The 23,095-nt window shown below is 71.6% G+C and carries 20 protein-coding genes; 8 read left to right on the plus strand and 12 right to left on the minus strand.

Features of this window, described 5'->3' with window-relative positions:
* Positions 1-9: 9 nt before the first annotated feature.
* Positions 10-882, minus strand: coding sequence for a universal stress protein (locus ACFWHU_RS06775; RefSeq protein WP_387224176.1), 873 nt, complete (start codon positions 880-882; stop codon positions 10-12).
* A gap of 222 nt (positions 883-1,104) precedes the next feature.
* Here ACFWHU_RS06775 and ACFWHU_RS06780 point away from each other — a divergent pair, with 222 nt between their 5' ends.
* The 3 genes from ACFWHU_RS06780 to ACFWHU_RS06790 are packed head-to-tail and all read left to right on the plus strand — an operon-like array spanning position 1,105 to position 3,869.
* On the plus strand, positions 1,105-2,088 hold the full coding sequence (locus ACFWHU_RS06780; RefSeq protein WP_387224177.1) for an Acg family FMN-binding oxidoreductase: 984 nt from the start codon (positions 1,105-1,107) through the stop codon (positions 2,086-2,088).
* A gap of 47 nt (positions 2,089-2,135) precedes the next feature.
* Positions 2,136-3,023, plus strand: coding sequence for a universal stress protein (locus ACFWHU_RS06785; RefSeq protein ID WP_387224463.1), 888 nt, complete (start codon positions 2,136-2,138; stop codon positions 3,021-3,023).
* Positions 3,024-3,035: 12 nt separating this feature from the next.
* Entirely contained in the window at positions 3,036-3,869 is an 834-nt protein-coding gene (locus tag ACFWHU_RS06790) for a universal stress protein (RefSeq protein ID WP_387224178.1), read from the plus strand.
* 10 nt (positions 3,870-3,879) lie between these two features.
* Here the strand turns inward: ACFWHU_RS06790 and ACFWHU_RS06795 are convergent, their stop codons facing one another.
* The 9 genes from ACFWHU_RS06795 to ACFWHU_RS06835 form a co-directional block, all read right to left on the minus strand.
* On the minus strand, positions 3,880-4,965 hold the full coding sequence (locus tag ACFWHU_RS06795; protein ID WP_387224179.1) for a methyltransferase: 1,086 nt from the start codon (positions 4,963-4,965) through the stop codon (positions 3,880-3,882).
* Positions 4,966-4,983: 18 nt separating this feature from the next.
* Complete coding sequence (locus ACFWHU_RS06800; RefSeq protein WP_385793073.1) at positions 4,984-5,808, minus strand: ABC transporter ATP-binding protein; 825 nt, start codon at positions 5,806-5,808, stop codon at positions 4,984-4,986.
* A complete protein-coding gene (locus ACFWHU_RS06805) occupies positions 5,805-6,881 on the minus strand; it encodes a FecCD family ABC transporter permease (RefSeq protein WP_387224180.1) in 1,077 nt (358 codons plus the stop codon). Before ACFWHU_RS06805 ends, ACFWHU_RS06800 begins: the two co-directional genes overlap by 4 nt.
* A complete protein-coding gene (locus ACFWHU_RS06810) occupies positions 6,878-7,813 on the minus strand; it encodes a FecCD family ABC transporter permease (RefSeq protein WP_387224464.1) in 936 nt (311 codons plus the stop codon). Before ACFWHU_RS06810 ends, ACFWHU_RS06805 begins: the two co-directional genes overlap by 4 nt.
* A gap of 218 nt (positions 7,814-8,031) precedes the next feature.
* Entirely contained in the window at positions 8,032-9,063 is a 1,032-nt protein-coding gene (locus ACFWHU_RS06815) for an iron-siderophore ABC transporter substrate-binding protein (RefSeq protein WP_385793070.1), read from the minus strand.
* Between the two features lie 192 nt (positions 9,064-9,255).
* The gene (locus tag ACFWHU_RS06820; protein WP_385793068.1) at positions 9,256-10,029 is read right to left on the minus strand and encodes an AraC family transcriptional regulator; all 774 of its coding nucleotides are present in this window, start codon (positions 10,027-10,029) and stop codon (positions 9,256-9,258) included.
* A gap of 83 nt (positions 10,030-10,112) precedes the next feature.
* Positions 10,113-12,806 (minus strand): FtsX-like permease family protein, encoded by a 2,694-nt coding sequence (locus ACFWHU_RS06825; RefSeq protein WP_387224181.1) that lies wholly within the window; start codon positions 12,804-12,806, stop codon positions 10,113-10,115.
* A 2-nt stretch (positions 12,807-12,808) separates the two neighbouring features.
* Positions 12,809-13,552, minus strand: coding sequence for an ABC transporter ATP-binding protein (locus ACFWHU_RS06830; protein ID WP_385793064.1), 744 nt, complete (start codon positions 13,550-13,552; stop codon positions 12,809-12,811).
* Positions 13,553-13,626: 74 nt separating this feature from the next.
* Entirely contained in the window at positions 13,627-13,872 is a 246-nt protein-coding gene (locus ACFWHU_RS06835; protein ID WP_387224182.1) for a hypothetical protein, read from the minus strand.
* A gap of 180 nt (positions 13,873-14,052) precedes the next feature.
* Between ACFWHU_RS06835 and ACFWHU_RS06840 the strand changes: the two genes are divergently transcribed.
* The 4 genes from ACFWHU_RS06840 (at position 14,053) to ACFWHU_RS06855 (ending at position 18,905) form a co-directional block, all read left to right on the plus strand.
* Positions 14,053-15,420 carry a sensor histidine kinase gene (locus ACFWHU_RS06840; protein ID WP_387224183.1) on the plus strand — a complete coding sequence of 456 codons (1,368 nt, stop codon included), beginning with the start codon at positions 14,053-14,055 and terminating at the stop codon, positions 15,418-15,420.
* Entirely contained in the window at positions 15,408-16,067 is a 660-nt protein-coding gene (locus tag ACFWHU_RS06845) for a response regulator (RefSeq protein ID WP_385793059.1), read from the plus strand. Before ACFWHU_RS06840 ends, ACFWHU_RS06845 begins: the two co-directional genes overlap by 13 nt.
* A gap of 154 nt (positions 16,068-16,221) precedes the next feature.
* Positions 16,222-17,433, plus strand: coding sequence for a serine hydrolase domain-containing protein (locus ACFWHU_RS06850; RefSeq protein WP_387224184.1), 1,212 nt, complete (start codon positions 16,222-16,224; stop codon positions 17,431-17,433).
* 164 nt (positions 17,434-17,597) lie between these two features.
* A complete protein-coding gene (locus ACFWHU_RS06855; protein ID WP_387224185.1) occupies positions 17,598-18,905 on the plus strand; it encodes a hypothetical protein in 1,308 nt (435 codons plus the stop codon).
* Here ACFWHU_RS06855 and ACFWHU_RS06860 read toward each other — a convergent pair.
* The gene (locus ACFWHU_RS06860; RefSeq protein ID WP_387224186.1) at positions 18,867-20,090 is read right to left on the minus strand and encodes a hypothetical protein; all 1,224 of its coding nucleotides are present in this window, start codon (positions 20,088-20,090) and stop codon (positions 18,867-18,869) included. The two genes, ACFWHU_RS06855 and ACFWHU_RS06860, sit on opposite strands and share 39 nt — an antisense overlap.
* Positions 20,087-20,668 carry a SigE family RNA polymerase sigma factor gene (locus ACFWHU_RS06865; protein WP_385793052.1) on the minus strand — a complete coding sequence of 194 codons (582 nt, stop codon included), beginning with the start codon at positions 20,666-20,668 and terminating at the stop codon, positions 20,087-20,089. The genes ACFWHU_RS06860 and ACFWHU_RS06865 overlap by 4 nt, the downstream gene beginning before the upstream one ends.
* A 311-nt stretch (positions 20,669-20,979) precedes the next feature.
* On the opposite strand from ACFWHU_RS06865, the gene ACFWHU_RS06870 reads away from it, so the two are divergent.
* Positions 20,980-23,070 carry a glycosyl hydrolase family 28-related protein gene (locus tag ACFWHU_RS06870; RefSeq protein WP_387224187.1) on the plus strand — a complete coding sequence of 697 codons (2,091 nt, stop codon included), beginning with the start codon at positions 20,980-20,982 and terminating at the stop codon, positions 23,068-23,070.
* The last annotated feature ends 25 nt before the right edge of the window (positions 23,071-23,095 follow it).

The following is a 23,095-nucleotide window of genomic DNA, read 5'->3' on the forward strand; positions in this document are numbered from 1 at the left end:
GTCTACCCGTCAGCCGTGCGGGACGATCGCCACCGGGCACGGTGCGTGGTGGACGGCCGCCCCCAGGACATTGCCCACGCGTACCGCGGTCCTCGGGTGTTTCTCCCGGCGGCCGACGACGAGGAGGCCGGCGCCCGCCGCTCCCCGTACGAGGGCCCGCGCCGGGCTCTCCGCCCGTACGGTGTCGACCACCCGCACGTCCGGGTACTTCTCGCGCCAGGGACGGAGTGTCTCGGCCAGTTCCCGTTGGGCGCCCCTGATGACCACGCCGGGGAGATACGGGTCGGCGACGATGCCGCCCCGTGTGTAGGCGGAGGCCGGCAGGTTCCTGCCGTGCACGGCGCGCAGCGTGGCACCGCGCCTGGCCGCGCTGGTGAACGCGAACTCCAGCAGTTCGTCACACGGGCCGTGCAGACCGAGGGCCACCGCCACATCGCCTTCGTCGGTGGCCGGTACGGAGTCGTCACGCGCCCGCACGAACACGGTCGGGGCCCGCGCCCGCACCATGAGCACCAGTCCGATGTCGCCGAGGAAGTAGCTCGCCATGGGTGCCATGTCCCGCGAACCGAGCACCAGCAGCTCCGATTCCTCCGCCGCCGCCAGCAGCGCGTCCACCGGATCCTCCGCCACCAGGTCCTCGACCACGGGCAGTCCGGGGTGGAGCGGCTCGACGCTTCTCCGCGCCTGCTCGACGATCCACTTCGGCCAGTAGTTCGGGTCGTCGTCCTCGGCGGGCGGCCGGTCCCACTCCTCGGAGAGCAGCACCCACGCGTGCATCATCCGCAGGGTCGCCCCGCGCAGCTCCGCCTCACGCGCGGCCCAGCGGGCGGCGGTGAGTGATTCGGGCGTGCCGTCGAGGCCGACGGTGACCACACGGTTCATGACCGCCCCCTTCCAGGGTGTGGCCGACGACCGGTCCACACAATCAAGCGTGACTCCGGTGGACACGGCGCAGCAGGTGCCACTCAGCCCTATCGAGCGACGACAGGCCCTGGGGCCGTCTGCCACAAGGGGTCGACAGGGCTCCGGGAAGGGGACGGTCGGCCCCTGCCCCGGAACTCCTCGCGCCGCCACGCTGGAAGCACGACGAGCCCGGGAGGCGCCGTGTCCGTACAGACGATCGACGAGCTGACCGTGACGGGGCTCGTGTCGGACGCCACCGCCGCACCGTCGATGCACAACGCGCAGCCGTGGCTCTTCCGGTACGCCCCGGGCACGCGCATCATCACGATGTCCGCGGACCTGTCGCGCGCCATGCCGCACGAGGACCGGGACGGAAGGGGTCTGCATGTGGGGTGCGGGGCCGCGCTCCTCAATCTGCGGGTGGCGCTCGCCCACCTCGGGCGGCGCTGCGAGACGACGCTGCTCCCCGATCCGTCGGCTCCCGGTCTTCTGGCGACCGTACGGATCGGCTCCCCCACGGCCACGGACGCGCTCGCGGAGCTGTATCCGGCGATTCGCGAACGGCACACGAGCCGGTTTCCGTTCGCCGAGCGGGAGATCCCTCCGGCTCTCCGGGACACACTCGGGGGCGCCGCCGGCCTCGAAGGCGCCGAGCTGACGTTTCTCTCCGGCCCGCACCTGCGGTCCGTGCTGGACCTGATCGCGGACGCCGAGGGCTACAGCCTCATGGACCCCGACCGGAACGCGGAGAGGGCGGGGTGGACCAGGAACTCCAGGGCCGACGTCACCACCGACGGGGTGCCGGACTACGCGTTCGGGCCGCGCAAGCGCGGCGGAAGCGCCCCCGCCCGCGACTACGCCGGGCTCGACGCGGTGAAGGGCCGCCCCATGGCCGACTTCGAGGACCGGCCCCAACTGGCGCTGCTCAGCACGGCGGCGGACGAGCCGGCCGACTGGCTGCGCGCGGGCCAGGCACTGGAACGGCTGCTCCTCGTCGCCACCCGGCACGGGCTGACGAGTTCCTTCGCCACCCAGGCGCTCGAATGGTCCGACCTGCGGTGGCTGCTGCGCGATCCGGTCTCGGGCTCGGGGCATGTCCAGATGGTCCTGCGGCTGGGGTACGGGCCGCGAGAGCCCCGGACACCACGCCGGTCCGTCCATGAGGTGCTGACGTTCGAGGGCTGACCGGTACGGAGCGCCGCCGGGACACGGGAGGAGAGGTCGTGGGAGTGATGGAGCTTCCGGTGGTCGCGGCAGTCGACGGATCAAAAGGCGGTCTCAGGGCGCTTGAGTGGGCGGTGTCCGAAGCGGCGCGCCGCGGCCTGCCGCTGAGAATCGTCCACGCGTCCGTCTGGGAGCACTTCGAAGGAGTACGGCCCGGCCTCGCCGTGGACCGTCCCTCCGAGCAGGTGCTCGCCGAGAATCTCGTCGCCGTGTCGGAGGAGCGTGCGCGGAGTCTGTCCGCCGAGGTGAAGGTGACCACCGACATCCGGCCCGAGGAGCCCGTGCCCGCGCTTCTGGAGGAGGCGGACGACGCCGCTCTGCTCGTGATGGGCTCCCGGGGGCGCGGCCCGATCGCCGGCATGCTCCTGGGATCCGTGAGCCTGTCCGTCGCCGCGCGGGCGCGCTGCCCGGTCGTCGTGGTCCGCGGCCGGGGAGCGGACACACAGCAGCCACCGCGGCCGGGTCACGGGCGGGTCGTTCTCGGAGTGGGCGACACCGCCGCGAGCCTCGCGGCGGTGCGCTTCGCGTTCCGCGAGGCCCGGTCGAGGGGGTGTGAACTCGTAGCCGTACGTGCCTGGCGCGGTCCGCGTCACCCGGCCGTGCCCCATTCCCCTTCCAACGGTGATCGGTTGACGACGTATCAGCGGCAGGCGGACGAGTACGTGGACACCGCCCTGGCCGACGTGGGCGGGGACCTCACCAGGGTGGCCGTCCGGCGGAAGGTCGTGCGGGGAACGGCCCACCAGACACTGCTGGAGGCGGCGGGCCCCGAAGATCTTCTCGTCGTCGGTGCTCGCCGACGTCACGGGGCCGTCGGCCTGCAACTCGGGCAGGTCAATCACGCGATGCTCCATTACGCGCCCTGCCCCGTAGCGATCGTCCCGGACCGGGAGTGAGGCAGGCGCCGTATGACACGTCCCGTGACCGTCGGCATGAACAACACGGCCGGAAGCGTCGGAGCCGCGTACTGGGGTGCGCACGAGGCGTCGCTCAGGAACGCGCCCCTGCGACTTGTCAGCGCATGGGAATGGCAGCCCTATTCGCGGGCGTCGCTGACCTCGAACGAGATGGCCGAGCAGTGGTCGCGCCGGGTCCCGTTGGAGACGGCGGCCGAGCTTCGCCGCCGTTACCCCGGCCTCGACATCACGACGGAGCGGCTGACGGGGCCTCCCCCGGAGATGCTGCGCCACGCCGCCGCGGAGAGCCGGCTGCTGGCCATCGGCGTCGGAGGGCTCGGCAGACGCGCCGGATTCCTCGGAGGGTCGGTCTCGTCCGCCACGGTCTCGGTCGCCGAGCGGCCCGTCGTCCTTGTCGGTTCCGGCGGTCGGCCGGCGGAACGTGGCGAGGACGCGTCCGGGGGCTACGCGTGTCCCGGCCCGGTGGTGGTCGGCGTCGATCTCGACCGGCCGGGCGACGAGGCGCTCGGGTTCGCCTTCGAAGCGGCTTCACTGCGCTCGGCACGGCTCGACGTGATTCACGGCCGGCACCGTCCAGCGGCGCGGGACGAAGAGATGCTTCAGAACTCTCTGGCTCCGTGGTTCGAGCGCTATCCGGATGTCGCCGTTCGAGAATGCCCCGCGATCGGCAAGCCCGCACGGGAGTTGACGGAAGCCGGTACCGGGGCGGCACTCGTGGTGCTCGGGGCTCGGCGTCACCGGCGGGGAGTTGCCCGTATCGGGCACCTGAACCATGCCGTCCTGCACCGCTGCCGCGCCCCCGTGGCCGTGGTCCCACAGCGGTAGGACCCGAGGTCTATGTTCCCGGCGTCGCCTCGATGAGACGGAAGACGTTGGGACTCGGCAGTGGTGTCACCGTACGGAGCGTGAAGCCGGAGGCCGTACAGAGGGCGGTGAAGTCCTCCTCCGTGCGTTCCCGGCCGCCGACGTTGACCAGCATGTTCAGGTCGCTGAGATAGACCTGGTTGTGGCTGCCCGTGGGGACGGTCGGCGGGAGTACCGGTTCGACCAGGAGCAGGGCGCCGTCGGCGGGGACGACCTCTCTGATGTGGCGCAGGATCGTCGCGCACTGCTCGTCGTTCCAGTCGTGGATGATGCTTTTGAGGAGATAGAGGTCTCCCCCGCTCGGGGCCGATTCGAAGAAGTCGCCGGTGCGCAGCTCGACCCGGTCGGTGAGGCCGTCGCGGGCGAAGCGTTCGGGGGCCTGGGCGAGGCCCTCGGGTGTGTCGTGGAGGATGCCGCGCAGGTGGGGGTGGGCGGTGAGGATCGCGCTGAGCAGGGTGCCGTCGCCGCCTCCCATGTCCACGACGGTGGTGAAGCGGCCGAAGTCGTAGTGGTGCGGCGCCGCTTCGGCGGCGAAGCGGGCTCCCTGGCTCATCGCGGCGTTGAAGTCGGCGGAGAGCGTGGGGTGTTGGTTCAGGTGGCCGAAGAAGTCGGTGCCGAAGACCGTACTGAACGTGGTCTTTCCGGTACGTACGCCCTCCTCCAGCAGGTCCCAGGCGCGGAGCATGACGGGATCGGTGAACATGCCCGCCATCGCGCGCATGCCGCCGTCGGTGTCCGAGCGCAGGAGGTCGCCCGCGCGGGTCGTGCGGAAGACGCCGGGCTCGGTCTCGGACTCCTGGAGGAGTTGCAGCCCGGCCAGCGCGCGGAGCAGGCGCAGGGTGGCCTGCGGCTGGGTGGCGAGGGTGCGGGCCAGGTCGTCGGCGGTGAGCGCGTCCGTACCGATCCGGTCGAAGATCCCCAACCGCAGGGCTGTGCCCAGGGCTTGGGTGGCCATCTGTCCGAGTACGAGCCGGGACACCGTGCCGCGTGCCTCCCACTCGGCCGTGCGCGCCGCCTCGTCGTCGCCACTGTTCTGTCCGTCGTGCCGCGCGGCCATGGAATCCCCTCAATCGATTCAGGTAAGGCTAACCTTAGTTGCTTGACCGGTGTGATGGCGGCCGATCGGCAGCATCAGCGGTCTCCCCGAGACGGGGTCCTCGATGATGCGGCTGTCGAGGCCGAACACGGTGCGGACGGTGTCCTGCGTCAGTACGTCGGCCGGGGAGCCGAACGCGTGGAGCCGGCCCGCCGCGAGCGCGATGAGGTGGTCGGCGTACCTGGCCGCGAGGTTGAGGTCGTGCAGCACCATCACGATCGTGGTGCCGCGCGCCTCGTTCAGGTCGGTCAGCAGATCGAGGACCTCGATCTGGTGGCTCGCGTCGAGGAAGGTGGTGGGCTCGTCGAGCAGCAGCAGATCGGTCTGCTGGGCGAGCGCCATCGCGATCCACACGCGCTGGCGCTGGCCCCCTGACAGCTCGTCAACCGCCCTGTCCCCGAGGGATGTTGTGCGCGTCGCCGCCAGGGCGGACGCCACGGCCTCGTCGTCCTCCTTCTTCCAGCGGGAGAAGGCACTCTGGTGCGGGTGCCGGCCCCGGCCGACGAGATCCGCGACGGTGATGCCCTCGGGGGCGAGCGGCGACTGCGGCAACAGGCCGAGCGTACGGGCCAGTTGCTTCGCGGGCAGCCGGTGCACCTCCTTGCCGTCCAGCACGACGCGGCCCTCGCGGGGTGCGAGCAGACGGGACATCGAGCGCAACAGCGTCGACTTCCCACAGGCGTTGGCGCCGACGATCACCGTGATCCTGCCGGGCGGCACGGTCAGGTCGAGGGATTCGATGACGGTGCGGTCGCCGTAGCCGAGGGTGAGATGTTCGGCGGCGAGTGAGTGGGTCGTGGTCATAGCGAGCCTCCCGCCCGGTTGGTGCGGATGATGAGGTAGACGAGGTAGGGGGCGCCGAGGACGCCGGTGACGACGCCGACCGGGTAGCGGGCACCGAAGGCGTACTGGCCGCAGAAGTCGGCGACGAGGACCAGCAGGGCCCCGACCAGCCCAGCGGGCACCAGCAGGGAGGTGCCCGCCCCCACGACGCGGGCCGCGATGGGTCCGGAGAGGAACGCCACGAACGCGATGGGTCCGGCCGCCGCCGTCGCGAAGGCGATGAGCCCGACGGCGGCGACGATCACCGTGACGCGGGTGCGTTCGACTCGTACGCCGAGAGCGGCGGCGGTGTCGTCGCCGAGCCGCATCGCGGAGAGGTCGCGGGACCTGGCCAGCAGCACCGGTGTCAGTACGGCCAGGGCGGCGAGGGCGGGGACGGTCTGGTCCCAGGTCGCGCCGTTGAGGCTGCCGGTCAGCCGGCGCATCGCCTCCTGGAGGTCCCACTCGGCGGCCTGGGACAGTACGTACGAGGTGGTGCTCTCGAGCATCGCGGAGATCCCGATGCCGATGAGGATGAGCCGCGCGCCGACGACACCGCCCCGGAACGCCAGGCCGTACACCAGGATCGCCACGGCGAGGGCCGCGACGATCGCGAGGACCGACACCTGCGTCTCGCCGAGGGACAGCGTCACGATCGCGATCGCCGCGGCGGCGCTCGCGCCGGAGCTGATGCCGATGATGTCGGGGCTGGCGAGCGGGTTGCGGAGCATCGTCTGGAAGGTGATGCCGGCCAGACCGAAGCTGAATCCCGCCACCACGGCGAGGACGGTGCGTGGCAGCCGGAGCCGGCCGACCGTGAAGGAGGCTCCCGGCACCTGTTCGCCGAGGATCACCCGGATCACGTCGCCGGGCGGGTAGAACGTCCGCCCGGCCATCAGGGTCAGGGCGAACACGGCGACGACGAGGACGGCGAGCACGAGCACGACGACGCGGCGCCGGGACGCGCGGCGGACCCGGCCACGGGCGACGGCTTCGACGGCGTCGCGGGCAGGGGGCTCGACGGACGGTGGCCGGGTGAGGATCTCGGCGCTCACAGGGCACGCACCTTCTGGCGGCGGACGATGTAGATGAAGAACGGGGCGCCGATCAGGGCCGTCACGATGCCCACGTCGATCTCCGCGGGGCGCGCCACGACCCGTCCGACCACATCGGCGACGGTAAGCAGCGCCGCGCCGAGCAGCACGGAGAACGGCAGCAGCCAGCGGTGGTCGACACCGACCAGCAGGCGGCAGGCGTGCGGTACGACGAGGCCGACGAAGGCGATCGGGCCCGCGACCGCGGTGGCCGCGCCGCACAGGAGGACGGCGCCGAGTGCCGCCACGGCCCGTGCGACGGCGACGCGTTCGCCCAGTCCCGCGGCGAGTTCGTCGCCCAGCGCGAGCGAGTTCAGTGCGCGCGCCGAGAGCAGACAGAGGGCGAAGCCCACGACGAGGAACGGCAGGATGTGCCCGATACGGTCGAAGGACGCGCCGCCGACGCCGCCGATCTGCCAGAGCCGGAAGCTTCCCGCGATGTCGTTGCGCGGCAGGACGATCGCGCTGACGAGCGAGGCGAAGGCGGCGGATGTGGCGGCGCCGGCGAGTGCGAGTTTGAGGGGTGTGGCGCCTCCCCGTCCGAGCGTGCCGACCGCGTACACGAATCCGGCCGAGAGCGCGGCGCCCGCGGTCGCGACCCAGATGTACCCCGTCGGTGAGGTGAGCCCGAAGAAGGCGACGGCGGTGACGACGGCGAGCGAGGCGCCCATGTTGACGCCGAGGATGCCGGGGTCGGCCAACGGGTTACGGGTCACGCCCTGGAGCACGGCCCCGGCCAGCCCGAGCGCCCCGCCGACCACGACCGCGAGCACCGTACGCGGCACCCGCTTCGTGGCGGCGGCCTGCTCCAGCGTCCCGTCCGCGCCCCCGAGCGCCGCCCAGACGTCACCCCAGGCGACATCGCGCGACCCGAAGGCGAGAGACGCGACCATGACGCCCCCCAACACCAGGACGCCCAGGAGCAACCACAGCACCCGCGAACCGGCTGTCTGCCGCGGGGGCGGGACGGAAAGGTCGGCCGGGGCGGAGGGGTCGGCCGGGGCGGAGGGGTCGGCCGACGCCGGCGCGGGTCGCGCATCCTCCGACGCGGGACCCGGCCGGTCGGCCGTCCCGGCCGGCAGCAGGCCGGGATCGGCGGGGGACGGTGGTGTCACTTCGTCTTGTCCGCGGCCTCGGCGAGTGCCGCGACGTAGTCGTCCAGCACCCAGGAGATCGACAGCGGCGTCGGGTTCGCGGCCGTCGCCAGGGGCGCGTCGCCGGGCAGGAGGTAGGCCGAACCCCGGTTGATCGCGGGGATCTTCGACAGCAGCGGGTCCTTGCGGAACGACGCGAGCAGTTCGCCCGACTCGTCGCCGTAACCCGTGATGATGTCGACGTCGTCGAACACGTCTATCTGTTCGGCGCTCTGCGTCAGGGCGAACTTCTTCGTGCCCTCGGACGCCTTCGCGATGCTGCCCGGGATCTCCAGGCCGAGGTCCTCGAAGAACTGGGTCCGTGTGTCGTGCGCCGTGTAGAAGCCGATCTCGCTCACGTCGTTGGGGTCGACGTGCGTCATGAACATCGCCGACTTGCCCTTGAGCTGCGGATACTTGGCAACTGTCCTGGCGATGTCGCCCTCGAGGTCCGTGATCAGCTTCTCGCCCTCGTCGGCGAGCCCGATGGCCTTGCTGTTCGTCCGGATGATCTCGCGCCACGGCGTCGCCCACGCCGCCTCCGGGTACGCCACCACGGGCGCGATCTCGCTGAGCGTGTCGTAGTCCTGCTCGGTGAGCCCGGAGTACGCGGCCAGGATGACGTCCGGCTCCGTGTCGGCCACGGCCTCGAAGTCGATCCCGTCGGTCTCGTCGAACAGCACCGGCGTGTCCGCCTTCAGTTCGTCGAGCCGCTCGGCGGTCCAGGGCAGGACCCCGTCGTCGTTGTCGTCGCCGAAGTTCGCCGCGGCCATGCCGACCGGCACGACGCCGAGCGCCAGGGGCACTTCGTCGTTGGCCCAGTTGACCGTGGCGACGCGCTTGGGCTTGGCCGGGATGGTGGTCTTCCCCAGGGCGTGCTCGACCGTCAGGGGGAACCCGCTCGAAGTGCTCTTCTCGCTCTTGTTCCCGGTGTCGGCGGGGCCGCCGCAGGCGACGAGACTCGACAGGGCGGCTGCCACGACGAGCGGGCGAAGACGGTGTGAAGACATGGGTCCGTACTCAGCTTTCGGGAGATCAGGGGTGCGGTCCTCGCACGGCCGGGCAGCCGGACGCGTCACATGAGGACACGCCGAACACCCGGTTAGGTAAGGCTTACCTTCGTACTTTATGAGAGAGCGCCACTCTGTCGCAATCAACCCTTTGAGACAGGGGCTGTAGCGATCGGGACATGAACGCCGCGCTCAGCGCAGCCGGAAGGTCCCCGGAGTGAGCCCGGTCGTACGCCGGAAGGCCACGCCGAACGCACTCGCCGACCGGTAGCCCACCTGCTCCGCGACGGTCTCGACGTCCCAGCCCCGGGCGAGCAGGGCGACCGCGTGCTGCGCGCGTACCGCCGCCACCCAGCGCGCGAAGCTCGTGCCGGTCTCGGTGTTGAACGCCCGGGTGACCGTGCGCGGGCTCACACCGAGCGCGGACGCCCACTCCGTCAGCGTCCGCGGGTCGCCCGGATCCTCGCGCACCGCGTCGGCGATCGGCCGCAGCAGGGCGGAGGTGGGCACGTGTACGAGCAGTTCGCGGGGCGACGGCGCGAGCACGTCGAGCACCAGCACCTCGGTCGCCGCTCGCGAACCGGCGGAGAGAGCCGGGTCGCCGAGCCGTTCCAGCAACAGCCGCAGCAGCGGTGTGATCTCGACGGCCACCGGTGCGGGCGAGATGGAGGACGTGGTGCGGAAGCCGAAGAAACTCGCGCGGAACCAGGTGCCCGCGACCGCCGACCCGGAGTGCATCGTGCCCGCGGGCATCCACAGCCCGAGCGCCGGGGTGACGGTCCAGACCCGTGTACCCACCACCGCCGACGACGCCCCGCGCTCGTTCCAGAGCAACTCGTGGAAGGGGTGGGAGTGCTCGTCCCAGACGGTGTCGTGAGTGACCACCTCGTCGTAACCCGCGATGACGAACGTCGCGTCCGTCCCGCCCGGCGCGAGCGCCGGCAGCGATCTGGTCTCGGTGCTCATGCGCGGGTCCCGCCCGCACATGAGCCGACGGACCGGCCGGGAGATCGCATGCCGTCACCCTACGGCGGCCCCTCCCCCGCTCGCTATTCGCGGTTGGCGAGGGCCTCGGCCGGTGCCGTTCGCAGTGCCCGGCGGGTGGGGAGTTCGATCGTGAGGAAGGAGATGGTCACGATCGTGAGCGCGATCGCCGGGAGCAGCCAGAGCGGTCCCGCCGGCCAGGGCCGGTCGAGGAAGCCGACGCCCAGGAGCGCGAGAGGGATCACGGAGACCGCGAGGCCCGCGGTGAGTGCGGCGGTCGCGATCAGGGCCGCTTCGCGCCGCATCATGGTGCGGATCTGGCGCGGGGTGGTGCCGTTGAGCCGCAGTGTGGCGATCTCGGTACGGCGTTGGGCGGTGGTGGCGGTGAGTTTGTTGGCGATGCTGAGGAGGAGGTAGCCGAGGAGGACGACGATGGTGGCGAGGTTGATCCAGACCTCGGGCGGGGCGTCGTCGAAGCCGGCGCCGGTGGTGTCGGCGGGCGAGAGAGCCAGACCGGGGCGGGCCGCGACGAATGCGGCGAGGCTGTCGCGCACCGCCCCGGAGGCGTCGGCGGAGGCGTCGGCGGCATCGGCGGCGTCGGCATCGGAGCGGATGAGGATGCTCTGGTCGAGGCGCGTGGTGGTGTGTTCCATCGCGAGATCGCGGGAGAGGACGACCGGGCCGAAGCCGAGGTCGCGGCCGTAGACGGCGACGACCCGCGGGGTGACATGTGTGCCGTCGCCGACGATCAGCGGGATCCGCTGTCCGACGGTGGCGCCGCGCGCGCGGGCCACGTCGCCGCCGACCGCGACGGTGTCGCCGGTGAGACGGGCCAGGCTGCCGGAGCGTACGTCCAGGTCGAGCACGTCCGACGCGTCGGGGGTGAGGATCATCGCGGACGCCGACTCGACCATCGGGTCGCCCAGTTGCTCGTACGGCCACAGGACGGTGGTGCTGGTGACGGGAGCCGCCTCCCGTACGCCGGAGATGTCCCGTACGGCGGCGAGCGTGCCCTCGGGCAGACCGCCGAGGCCCGGCGCGCTCAGGCGCTCCTGGGCGAGGGTGCCGGCTCCGACGTCGTCCGTGGTGGCGGTCAGCACGGTGGTCTGGGCGAGGGTGTAGGTCAGGGTGAAGACGACGGCCATGGCGAGGGTGCTGACGACTCCGGCGATACGGATCGCGTAACCGCGGACGTTGGACATCGCCAGCCAGGTGGCGGGCGAGGCACCGGCGGGCAGTCGCCGGGCGAGCGTGTCGCTGACGCGCCGGATCAGGGCGGGGCCGGCCAGGGCGAGGCCGATCGCCGCGATGATGCCGGCGATGGAGGTGGCGGTCGCTCCGAGCGCGGTCCGGGAGAGCAGCGGCACGACCGAGAGGGTCGTCGCGGCGACGACGAGCAGGAGACCGGCGCGGGTCCGCAGGCGTGAGGGGACGCGCGGTTCGCTGCGCGACTCGGCGACCGCCTCGGTGGCGGGCATGCGGGACGTACGCCAGGCGGCGCCACGGGCGGAGACCTGAACCGCCAGGGCCAGCAGCACAGTTGTGGCGAGCGCGGGGAGCGGGCCGAAGGTCAATGGAAGGGCTTCCGGGAGTACGCCGCGGTCGACCAGCAGCACGCGGAACCGGTCGGCCAGCAGATAGCCGAGGGGTATGCCGGGCACGAGCGCCGCGGCGGCGATGACGGTGGCCTGGGAGGCGGCGATCCGGCGGATCTGTTTCGGGGTCGCGCCGACGGCGCGCATCAGGGCCAGTTCGCGTCGCTGCCCGGCGATCGCCACGCCCAGGGCGCCGGCCATGACGAAACCGGTGATCAGCAGGATGATGCCCGCGAGTGAGGAGGCGAGCAGGATCAGCAGGGACCGGGCGGCCACGGCGTCCGGCGCCACGAGGTCACCGCGCTCCGCGCCCGTGGCCACCACGAACCCGGTGTCGGACGGTTGGGCGTCCTGCGATTGGGCGTCCCGTGGCTCGGAGTCTCGTAGTTCGGCGCGTACGGCCGCGGCCACCGCGTCGGTGGTGCCCGGCTCCGTACGGAGCCCGATCAGGTCGACCGTCCCGGCTCGGGACCCGGAACGGGGGCCGGAACTGGGGCCGGAACGGGAGCCGTCGGCGCGGCCGGCCAGATCGGCGGCGGTCCGGTCGGCGAAGAGGACACCGGCACCGGGCGCGTCGATCACCGCGGAGACGCGGTACTCGGCGGCGGGGCGCCCGGCCGCGACCACGCGGATCCCACTGCCCGGCTTCACACCCGCCGCTGCGGCGACGGCGCTGTCCACGGCGATCTCGCCGGAACCGGCCGGCTTCCGGCCCTCGATGCCGGGGCCGTCGCCACCCGGGCCGTCGCCGCGCGGGAACTCCAGGAGCGTGTGGGAGGACCAGTTGTGTCCGGCCGTCCGGGGGTCCTCCCCCACGGGTACGACCCGGCCCCGGGCGTCGAGGACGCCGACGGGGAAGCTGACGTCCCCGACCGCGGCCGTGACGCCCGGCAGTTGGGCCAGCCGTGCGACCAACGAGGCGGGCACGGTGCCGCGTTCGGGAAGTGCGATGGGCAGGTCCGGGCCGCCGAGCCGGAAGGTCTGGTCGGCCGACACCAGGATGTCCGCGCCGCCGAGCCGGCCCGGCGGCAGTTCGGAGCGCAGTCCGGACTCGGCCAGTACGCCGGTGCCCGTGATCAGCGCCGCTCCGCCGAATACCGCGCAGACCACCGCCAGCAGGGCGCTGATCCGGTGCCTGGCCATCTGTACCGCGATGTGCAGCATGATCAATTCCCGCCCAACGCGACGAGCCGGGAAGCCAGTTGGGGAGCGGTCGGCGCGTTCAGGGTGTCCACGACCCGGCCGTCGGCCATCACCAGTGCCTCGTGTGCCTGCGCGGCGGCGGCCGGGTCGTGCGTGACCATCACCACCGTCTGGCCGAGTTCGTCGACGAGTTCACGCAGCAGGTTCAGCACCTCGTGGGCGCTGCGCAGATCCAGCGCACCGGTCGGTTCGTCGGCGAACACGACAGCCGGTTTGGCCACCAACGCCCGCACGATCGCCGCGCGTTGCTGCTGACCACCGGAGAGTTCGGCCGGCCGGTGGCTCAGTCGGTCGGCCATCCCGACCCGCTCCGTCAGGGTGTGCAGCCACTGCCGGTCCGGGGCCCGCCCCGCGAGGCGAAGGGGCAGGGTGATGTTGTCGGCGACACTGAGCGAGGGAACGAGGTTGTACGACTGGAAGACGAACCCGACGCGTTCGCGGCGCAGTTCGGTCCGGCGGTTCTCGTTCAGGCCGCCGATCTCCTGGCCGTCGATACGGACGCTTCCGCCGGTCGGGGCGTCGAGCCCCGCGGCGCAGTGCATCAGCGTGCTCTTGCCCGACCCGGACGGTCCCATCACGGCGAGGAACGTGCCGCGTTCCACGGTCAGTGACACGTCGTTCAGCGCCGTCACCCCGCCCGGGTACGTCTTGCTGAGGTTCGCCAGTTCGATGGCGGGCGGGACCGCGGGCGGGACTGATGGCGCCATCGCGGGCGCGTGGCCGGAGTCTCTGCCGGTAGCGCTGTCGGCCGGCCGCTTCCCGGACCTCCGGACCACCGCCCTCATCGCCGGCCCCGCAGCCGCTGAACGACGAGCGCCGTCACGCAGAGCGCGGTGACCGCGCCGCACACGAGGTGGGCCGGGGTGCCGGAGCCGCTGTACGAGGCCACCATGTTGCCGACCGCGCTGATCACCAGCACGAGCCAGAGCAGCGTGCGCGCCACTCCGGCGCGGGTGATGTCGCTCGGCAGCGCGTCGGGGCGCCCGTCGGTACCGGTCGGCGGACGGTAGGGATCGGTGTAGGTCATGGTGTGTTTCCTCTGCCTGCTTCGGGGGTCTCGCTGTCGTCACCGACGCTATGAATCACCGCCCCCCGTCGCCGAGCCCGTCTGCCGCCCTGTTGTTGGTACAGCAGGCTGTACTTGTCGGCCCTCCAACTGGCGACCCGGCCGATCAGCCGCATAGGGTCGCCGCCGAAGGAGAGGTTGATGTCGACCCGACACGGCGAACAAGACACCCCCGGCACCGGCAGACGGGCCTCCGACAGCCGAGACAGCGACGTCCGACACGACAGCGTGCAGGACGACGGCGCGCGCGACGACGGCGTCCGACACGACAGCGTGCGGGACATCATCGTCCGGGCCGCCGGCGCCGCCCTCGTGGCGGTCGAACGGCTGGCGGGTGGCTTCGGTACGGCCCTGCTCGCGCTGTTCGCCCTGATCTGGCTGGCCGTCACCGCCGTACTGAGCCTCGTCGGCGTCGGACTGCTCATGGCGCCCCTCGCCCTGCGCGTCCTGCACGCCGTCGCCGCCCGTGAACGCCGCAGGCTGAACCGGTGGGGCCCCGAACTGGCCGCGCCCGGACCGGCCCCGACCCGGCTGCGCCCCGCCCTCACGGACCCCACCACCCGGCGCGAACTGGGCTGGCTGACCCGCCACGCGACGCTCGGGCTGTTCCTGGGCCTGATCGGCGTACTGCTGCCGATCTGCGCGATCCGGGACACCACCTTCCCGCTGTACTGGCAACTGCTGCCCGACGGCGCCACCAGCACATCCATCGGGCTCGGATACGCGCACGCATGGTCCGACGTCGTCGCCGTGGCCCTGCTGGGCCTCGGGTGGATCGCCATCATCCTGGGTCTCACACCGGGGATGGCCGGGCTCCAGGCGAAACCGGGCCGACGGCTGCTGTCCGCCGGACCCGACGCCGACCTGTCGCTGCGCATCGCGGAACTCACCGCCACCCGCGCGGCCGCCCTGGACGCGCACGCCACCGAACTGCGGCGCATCGAACGCTCGTTGCACGACGGCACCCAGAACCGGCTCGTCACCGTCACTGTCCTGCTCGGAGCCGCGCGCCGCATGGTCGCCCGCGATCCGGCGGGTGCCGAGGAACTCCTCGAACGCGCCCACAGCTCAGCGGAGCAGGCGCTGGCCGAGCTGCGTACGGTCGCCCGCGGCATCCTGCCGCCCGTGCTGACCGACCGCGGGCTCGAAGGCGCGCTGACCGGGCTGGCCGCCGCCTGTCCGGTGCCGTGCCGGATCGATGTCGACGCACCCGCGCGGCGGGCCGCGTCCGTCGAGGCGACCGCCTATTTCGTGGTGGCCGAGGCGCTGACGAACGTCGCGAAGCACAGCCATGCCGAACAGGCCACCGTCACCGTGCGCGACGGGAACGGCGACGGCAGACTGCATCTGCGCATCAGCGACGACGGCCGGGGCGGCGCGGACGAGAACGGCGGATCCGGACTCGTCGGCATCCGCCGCCGTATCGCGGCGCTCGACGGCACTCTCACCGTGGCCAGTCCTCCCGGCGGGCCCACAACCCTGAAGGTGGAACTCCCATGCGGATCGTGATAGCCGAGGACGACCCGCTGCTGCGCGAAGGGCTCGCCCTGCTGTTGCGCGCGGAGGGTCTCGATGTGGTGGCCACTGCCGGTACGGCCGACGGGATCCTCGACGCCATCGACGAGCACAAGCCGGATGTCGCCATCCTCGACGTACGGATGCCCCCGACCCACACCGACGAGGGGATCGTCGCGGCGGTCGAGGCCCGGCGCCGCCGTCCCGACCTGGCCGTGCTCGTCCTGTCCGCGTACGTCGAGCAGAGCTTCGCCACGGACCTGCTCACCGGAGGTGTCACCGGCGTCGGCTATCTCCTGAAGGAACGGGTGGGGCGCGTCGAGGAGTTCCTGGACGCGCTGCACCGGGTGGCGGACGGCGGGACCGCAATCGACCCCGATGTCGTCGCGCAACTCTTCACCCGCAGCCGCGACGACACCCGGCTGGAGCGGCTCAGTCCGCGTGAACGCGACGTACTGGCCCTGATGGCCGAGGGGTTGGGCAACTCCGCCATCGCCGAACGGCTCGTCGTGACGGACGGCGCCGTCCACAAACACATCCGCAGCATCTTCGCCAAGCTCGACCTGTCGCCCACCGACCGGACGGACCGCCGGGTCGCCGCGGTGCTGCGCTACCTCGACGACGTCCGCCGCCGCATCTGATCTGCCGTCATGTACCTGAGCCCCCAGGACGGGTACAGCAGGCCCTACCCCACAGTGGCCTGCTGGCCGGATCGTCGCGGGCGGGCGGAATTTCTAGGTTGGTGATCACACCGCACAGCGCGGTGACCATCAACTCCCAAAGGGCCGACGGATCATGGCGACCAAGACGTATCGCAGGACCACCTCCCGCATCGTGACCACCACGCTCGTCACGGCGCTCGCCGGCCTGGGGCTCGCGGTGCCGGCGTCGGGTGCGACGGAGGCCACGGGCGCGACGGCCGCTGCCGGCTCGGCCAAGGAGCGGCTCCAGCGGCAGGTGGACGCGGTCCACAAGACCGGCACCGTGGGTGTCCTCGTCCGGTCGACCGGCCCGCACGGCACGCGGTACGCCACCGCCGGGGTCGCCGACGCCGGGACCGGGCGCACCGCGCGTGCCGACGACAAGTTCCGGATCGCCAGCGCCACCAAGACCTATGTCTCCACGGTCGTCCTGCAACTCGTCGGCGAGGGACGGCTCTCCCTGGACGACACCGTGGAGGATTGGCTGCCCGGTGTGGTGTCGGGAAACGGCAACGACGGCGCGAAGATCACCGTACGGCAGCTGCTGAACCACACCAGCGGCCTGTTCAACTACACCGCCGACTTCCCCGCGTTGGCGAGTGCCGAGGCATACGAGGCCGGCCGGTACACCACATGGACGGATTCCGAGCTGGTGGGCATCGCGATGCGCCACGCGCCGGACTTCGAGCCGGGCGCCAAGTGGTCGTACTCCAACACGAATTACACCCTGGCGGGGATGATCATCGAGAAGGTCACGGGGCACAGCTGGCAGCAGGAGGTGACCAAGCGCGTCATCCGGCCGCTGGGCCTGCGGAACACCCTGGCCCCGACCACGTCCCCCCGTATCCCCGGCTCCCACATGAAGGGCTACTCCGCCTTCGGCGAGGGCGGTCGCGGGATCGACATCACCGCGTTCAATCCGAGCGGGGCGGGCGCCGCCGGGGCCATGATCAGCGACACCGGCGACATGACCAGGTTCTACCGGGCGCTCCTGGGCGGCCGGCTGCTGAAGCCCGCGCAGCTGACGGAGATGCGGACGACGGTACGGGCGACGGAGCTGGACCCGGTCTGGCCCGGCGCCCGCTACGGTCTGGGCCTGATGGAGTCCCCGCTCACCTGCGGCGGCACGTACTACGGCCACGCCGGCGACCTCCCCGGCTACAGCACCCGCGACGGCGTCAGCGCGGACGGCCGCAGCGTCGTCGTACTGGAGGCGACGGGCGACGGCTCGACGAGCGACCTCTCCACGGAGCAGGCCAAGAACGCCCTGATCGACCAGCAACTGTGCGCCGCCGACGCCAGGTAGGGCGGCGGTTTCCCGGCTGGGAACCGAACTTCGGTGCTCGCGCGTACGGTCGTTCGCGCCCGCCACCGGGTGAACGGCACATGCACGACGCACGGCCCGTACATCCGCCCATAGGATCGGCGGATGCCTGAGCAGCCGTCCGCACCCGCCCGTCACGTGCTGCGATGGGCACGCCTCGTGGTCGCCGTTTCGTCAGCGGGTGCGCGTTGCTCGGGGCGGTGCGGCTCGTGGCGCCCGCCACCGGGGGCACGGAGGGTGAGCCCGGTGGGGTGCGCAATCAACTCGCCTTCATACGGGGAGCGTTGGACGACGGCGCCGGAGCCGAGGCTCAACAGCAGTTCCCGGAGGGGTACTTCTTCCTGCACGCCCTGTACGGCCTGAGCTGGGTCGAGTTGGGGATGCGGGAGCCGGCCGGTGAGGCGCGGGCGGAGGCGGTGCGGGAGGCGCGGTGGGCGCTGAAGCGGCTGGACTCGGCGGACGGGCGGGCCGCGTTCAGTGCCGAGCTGGCGCCGTCGTACGGGGTCTTCTACCGCGGCTGGACCAACTGGCTGCGCGGCGGCGTGCTGTCGTTGCTGCCGGAGGGTGAGCGCGAGAGCTCGGAGGTGCGGCGGTTCGCGGCGGATTCCGCGGCTCTCGGCGCGGCCTTCGACGACTCCGCGTCGCCGTATCTGGCGGCGTATCCGGGGCAGGCGTGGCCGGTCGACTCGACCGTGGCGATGGCCTCGCTGCGACTGCACGACACGCTGCGTCCCGCCCGGTTCACCGGCACCGTGGAGCGGTGGCTGGACGGCGTACGGCAGCGGCTCGACCCGCGTACGGGGCTGTTGCCGCACCGCGTCGCCCCCGACACCGGTGATCCGGTCGAGGTCGCCAGGGGCACCTCGCAGAGCATCATCCAGCGGTTCCTTCTCGACATCGACTCGGACTTCGCCCGTGAGCAGTACCTGCTTTTCCGTGACCGCTACGTCGTCACCCCGCTCGGTCTCGGGCCGACGACGCGGGAGTATCCCAAGGGCATGGACGGCCCGGCCGACGTCGACTCCGGGCCGCTCCCCCTCGGTATGAGTCTGTCCGCGACGGTCGTCACACTCGGCGCGGCCCAGGTCCAGGGCGACGCCCCGCTCGCCGAAGGGATCGCGAACCACGGTGAGTTGCTCGGCATGCCGGTCGGCACCCCGTGGACGAAGCGTTACGCCTTCGGGCTGATCCCGATCGGTGACGCGTTCGTCGCGTGGTCGAAGACGGCCCGGCCGTGGGTCGCGGAGACCCCGGCCCCGCCTCCGGCGCATCTCTCGTTCTGGTGGCGTGTGCCCCTGTTGTCTCTGCTGCTCGTCGTCGGCGCCGCCCCCTGGCTGCCCGCGCTGCTGCGCCGACTGCCGCACCACCGGCACCGGAACCGCCCCCCGGCGGTCCCGGTCCCGAGGATCCTGGCGTCAGCGCCTGGCGAAGATGGGCTCCCAGCGCCCCGGTGAGTAGTCCTTGGGGGTGCGGGCTCCGCTGAGCGAGACCACCTTGTCGCTGCCGATCGTGATCAGCACCAGCCGGTTCTCGAACTCGTTGCCGCCGGGGGCGATGTCCCAGGCGATCAGGCGCTTGTCGTCGGCCCAGGCGAGGAGTTCCTGGCCCTTCAGCTTGGCCGCGCGCTCGCCGGTGCCGGGGTCGAGGACCTCGGTGGCCGTCGTACGCGCTCCGCCGGCGAAGCCGCCCGCGACGAGTTCACCGTTCGGGGAGAGCCCGGCGGGGGCCATCACGAGGTCGACGTGCTTCTCCTTCGGCGGCGCCGCCACCTGCTTGCCGCGCGGGTCGCGGAAGATCCGGCCGGGGTCCATGTTGATGAACTCGTAGACCAGCGTGCCGTCGTTGTTGAACCGCAGCTTCTCGCCCGAACCGAGACCCTCGATGTCCCCCGGCATCTTGTAGGGGGGCACTTCGTGCCAGTCGGACTCGCCCGACTCGACGTCGACGATCGCGAAGCCCGTGCGGGAGTAGACGCGCTGCGGCTCCAAGGTGTCGTTGACCTGGACCTTCTTCGACCAGTAGTAGTGGTCCGGGTTCTTGTCGTACGTCGTGGCGATCAGCCGCTCGCCGTCCGGCGAGAACTCGATCGCGCCGACGCCCCCCTCGACGGGGATCCAGCGCGTGACCTTCTTGGTGAGCAGATCCAGGATGCCCACGCGTTCGGCGGGCAGTTGGCGTTCCAGGACCGCCGCCGTGCGCATGCCGGGCGCGACCGCCAGATAGGCCCAGCGCGCGTCGACCTCGTACTTCCCGGTCTTCTGGTCCAGCACCGAATAGGTGCGGGTCATGATCTCGTCGCGGTTGGGCTGCTTGTCCATGCGGACCGTGTAGTACGCGGCGAGCGCCTGGTCGCCGACCGCGATCAGGTCGCGCGGCGGCGACTGATCGACGTGCGTGAGGGTCTTGCCGCGGGAGACCTCGCTCGCCAGTCGCGTGGCCCCGCCGTCCGGGTCGAGCGCGGCGGGCACGGCCACCGCGGCGGCGATCACCAGGGCGGTCGTGGCCGCGGCCCCGGCGAGGGTGCGTGCCCGGCGGCGGCGTCGGCCCGCGAGGACCCGGTCCGCCAGATCGGCGGGGGCGCTCACGTGGTCGGCGGCCTGCTCGCGCAGCGACGCCCGTACGAGTTCCTCGACGTTCACGGTCGTACCTCCACGGGGGCGAAGTCACGCGACGGCGGCTGCTGTTGACCGCCGTCGGACGGATCGAGCAGGGAGAGTTCGGGCGCGAGGGCGCGCAGGCGGGCGAGTGAGCGGTGGGTGGTGGAGCGGACCGTGCCGACGGAGATGCCGAGGAGACGGGCGACGTCCGCCTCCGGCAGATCCTCGAAGTAGCGCAGGACGAGTACGGCGCGCTGCCGCGCGGTGAGCCGGGACAGCGCGTCGCGCATCACGAGGCGCAGTTCGGCGGCGCCGGTGGCGTCGGTGGCGGACGCGGTCCGTGCGTCGGCGCCGGGATCGGGCGGTTCGGCGACGGTGAGTTCCTTGCGCCGGCCCTTCAGCCGCCACCGGCTGATCTGCTGCCGGTAGAGGATCTGCCGTACGTACGCCTCCGGTTCGTCGATCCGGTGCCAGCGGCCGGCGGCCTTGATGAGCGCGTTCTGCAACAGGTCCTCGCCCGCGTGGCGGTCGCCGCCGCTGAGCAGCACGGCCGTTCTCAGCAGGGCGGTCGATCTGTTCCGTACGAATTCCAGGAAGTTTTCCTGGCTTGTGGCATCCATCGTCACCTTCTTCTCCCGGCGGACCGGCCGGCCCTGCCTACCCGTGCTGACGCGCGGGAGAGGCCCTCACTATGCCGGGCGCCGGGAAGCACTCACGCGGACCTCTCCCATCCGTAAACGATCACGCCCGTAAACGCAAGAAGTCGACCCACAGCCGCAGTTGAGCCACGGATGTACGAAAACCACTCGCAGATGTCTTGTGGCACGAGGCGTCACGGTCCTAATGTCCACCTCACCCCCACGGCGTCCGCTCTCCCGAACGTCGGCCCCACAGGCGTTCGTTCGTCCTCCCCAAGAGAATCGAGCCCCAGATGTCGTGGAGTCTCACCGGCGCACGCGAACGCGCCCGCAGACCTGCCCGCAGACGTGCCCGCAGACGTGCCCGCAGACGTGCCCAGGTGGTGGCCGCGGTGACCGCGGCCGCCGTCGGTATCGGCCTGCTCAGCGGTGGCGGCACCGCCCTCGCCGCGCCGGACAGCCGGTCCACCGGGCCCGTCGTCACCCGAGCCGCCCTCGACCCGGCGCTCGTCGCGGGCCGGGGCGCCCGCGTCGGGTTCGCCGAGCAGGAGGCGGAGAACGCCGCGACGAACGGGGCGGTCATCGGGCCGGACCGGACCGCGTACACGCTGCCCTCCGAGGCCTCCGGCCGTACGGCGGTGAAGCTGGCGCCGAAGCAGTACGTCGAGTTCACCCTGCCCGGCCCGGCCGACGCGATCACGGTCCGCTACAGCATCCCGGACGCGCCCGGCGGCGGCGGTATCACCGCGCCCCTCGACGTCACGGTCAACGGCAAGGCCCGTAGGACCATGACGCTCACCTCGCAGTACGCCTGGCTCTACAACCAGTACCCGTTCTCCAACGATCCCGGCGCCGACCTGCTGCACCCCGACTGGTGGATCACCGAGTGCGCGTGCGTGCCCGCCGCGACCACCCCCGCACCCGTCATCACGAAGCCGTTCCGCCCGAGCCACTTCTACGACGAGCAGCGCCTGAAGCTCGGCAAGACCTACCGCGCCGGGGACAAGGTCCGGCTGACCGTTCCGGCGGGCAGCGAGGCCGACTGGACGGTGGTGGATCTGCTCGACTCGGAGCTGGTCGGCGCGCCCCATGTGCGGCTCGTCGCCGCGAACGTGGCTCTGTTCGGCGCCGATCCACTCGGTCGGCGTGACTCCGCCGATGCCTTCGACCGGGCCATCGCCTACGCGAAGCGCAAGCACCTCAAGGTCTACATCCCGCCCGGCACCTACCAGGTGAACCGTCACATCCTGGTGGACGACGTCACGATCGAGGGCGCTGGCAACTGGCACACCGTCATCAAGGGCCGCCAGATCGCCCTGGACGAGCCCGCGCCCGACGGCTCGGTCCACACCGGCGTCGGCTTCTACGGCAAGGACGCGGCGGACGGGGGCAGCCGCAACGTCCATCTGTCCGGCTTCGCGATCGAGGGCGACGTACGGGAGAGGATCGACACCGACCAGGTCAACGGCGTCGGCGGGGCGATGAGCGACTCGACGATCAAGGGGCTGCACATCCGGCACACCAAGGTCGGACTGTGGTTCGACGGACCGATGTCGAACGTCCGCGTCACCGGCAACATCATCGTCGACCAGATCGCCGACGCCCTCAACTTCCATACGGGCGTGACGAATTCGGTCGTGTCCGACAACTTCGTCCGTAACACCGGCGACGACGGTCTCGCGATGTGGTCGGAGAAGACCGCCAACGCGCGGAACACGTTCACCCGCAACACCGTGCAGTCACCGGTCCTGGCCAACGGCATCGCGATCTACGGCGGTACGGACAACACCGTCTCGGACAATCTCGTGGCCGACCCGGTCCGGGAGGGCAGCGCCCTGCACGCCGGATCCCGCTTCGGTGCCGAGAAGTTCGCGGGGCGGCTGAGCTTCACCGACAACACCACGGTGCGCGCCGGGACCTACGAGCTGAACTGGAACATCGGGCTGGGTGCCATCTGGCTCTACGCGCTCGACAAGGACATCGACGCGGACGTCCGGGTGACCGGCGACCACTATCTCGACAGCACGTACAACGCGATCATGCTGGTCAGCGACTACGCGGTGAAGGACCTGTACGCGATCGACGGCGTCCGCTTCAAGGACGTCCGGATCGACGGGACGGGTACGTCGGCGGTCAGCGCCCGGGTGAAGGGGTCCGCGTCCTTCGAGAACGTGGACGCGCGTGGTGTGGGCGCCGTCGGCGTCAACAACTGCGGCTCCTTCAACTTCACGCCCGCCGGGTCCGAGTTCGCGCTGACCGACCTCGGCGGCAACGACGGCGGCCGGGGTACGGAAACGTGGCTGGCGCCGTGGCTGCTGCCGAACACGATCACGTGTGACGACCGCCCGCCCGTGGTCGCACCGCCCGCACCCTCCCCCTGGTAGGAGTCCGGAGCCTGGAGTCCGGAGT

Source organism: Streptomyces sp. NPDC060366, from assembly GCF_042725135.1.
Classification (GTDB): Bacteria; Actinomycetota; Actinomycetes; order Streptomycetales; family Streptomycetaceae; genus Streptomyces.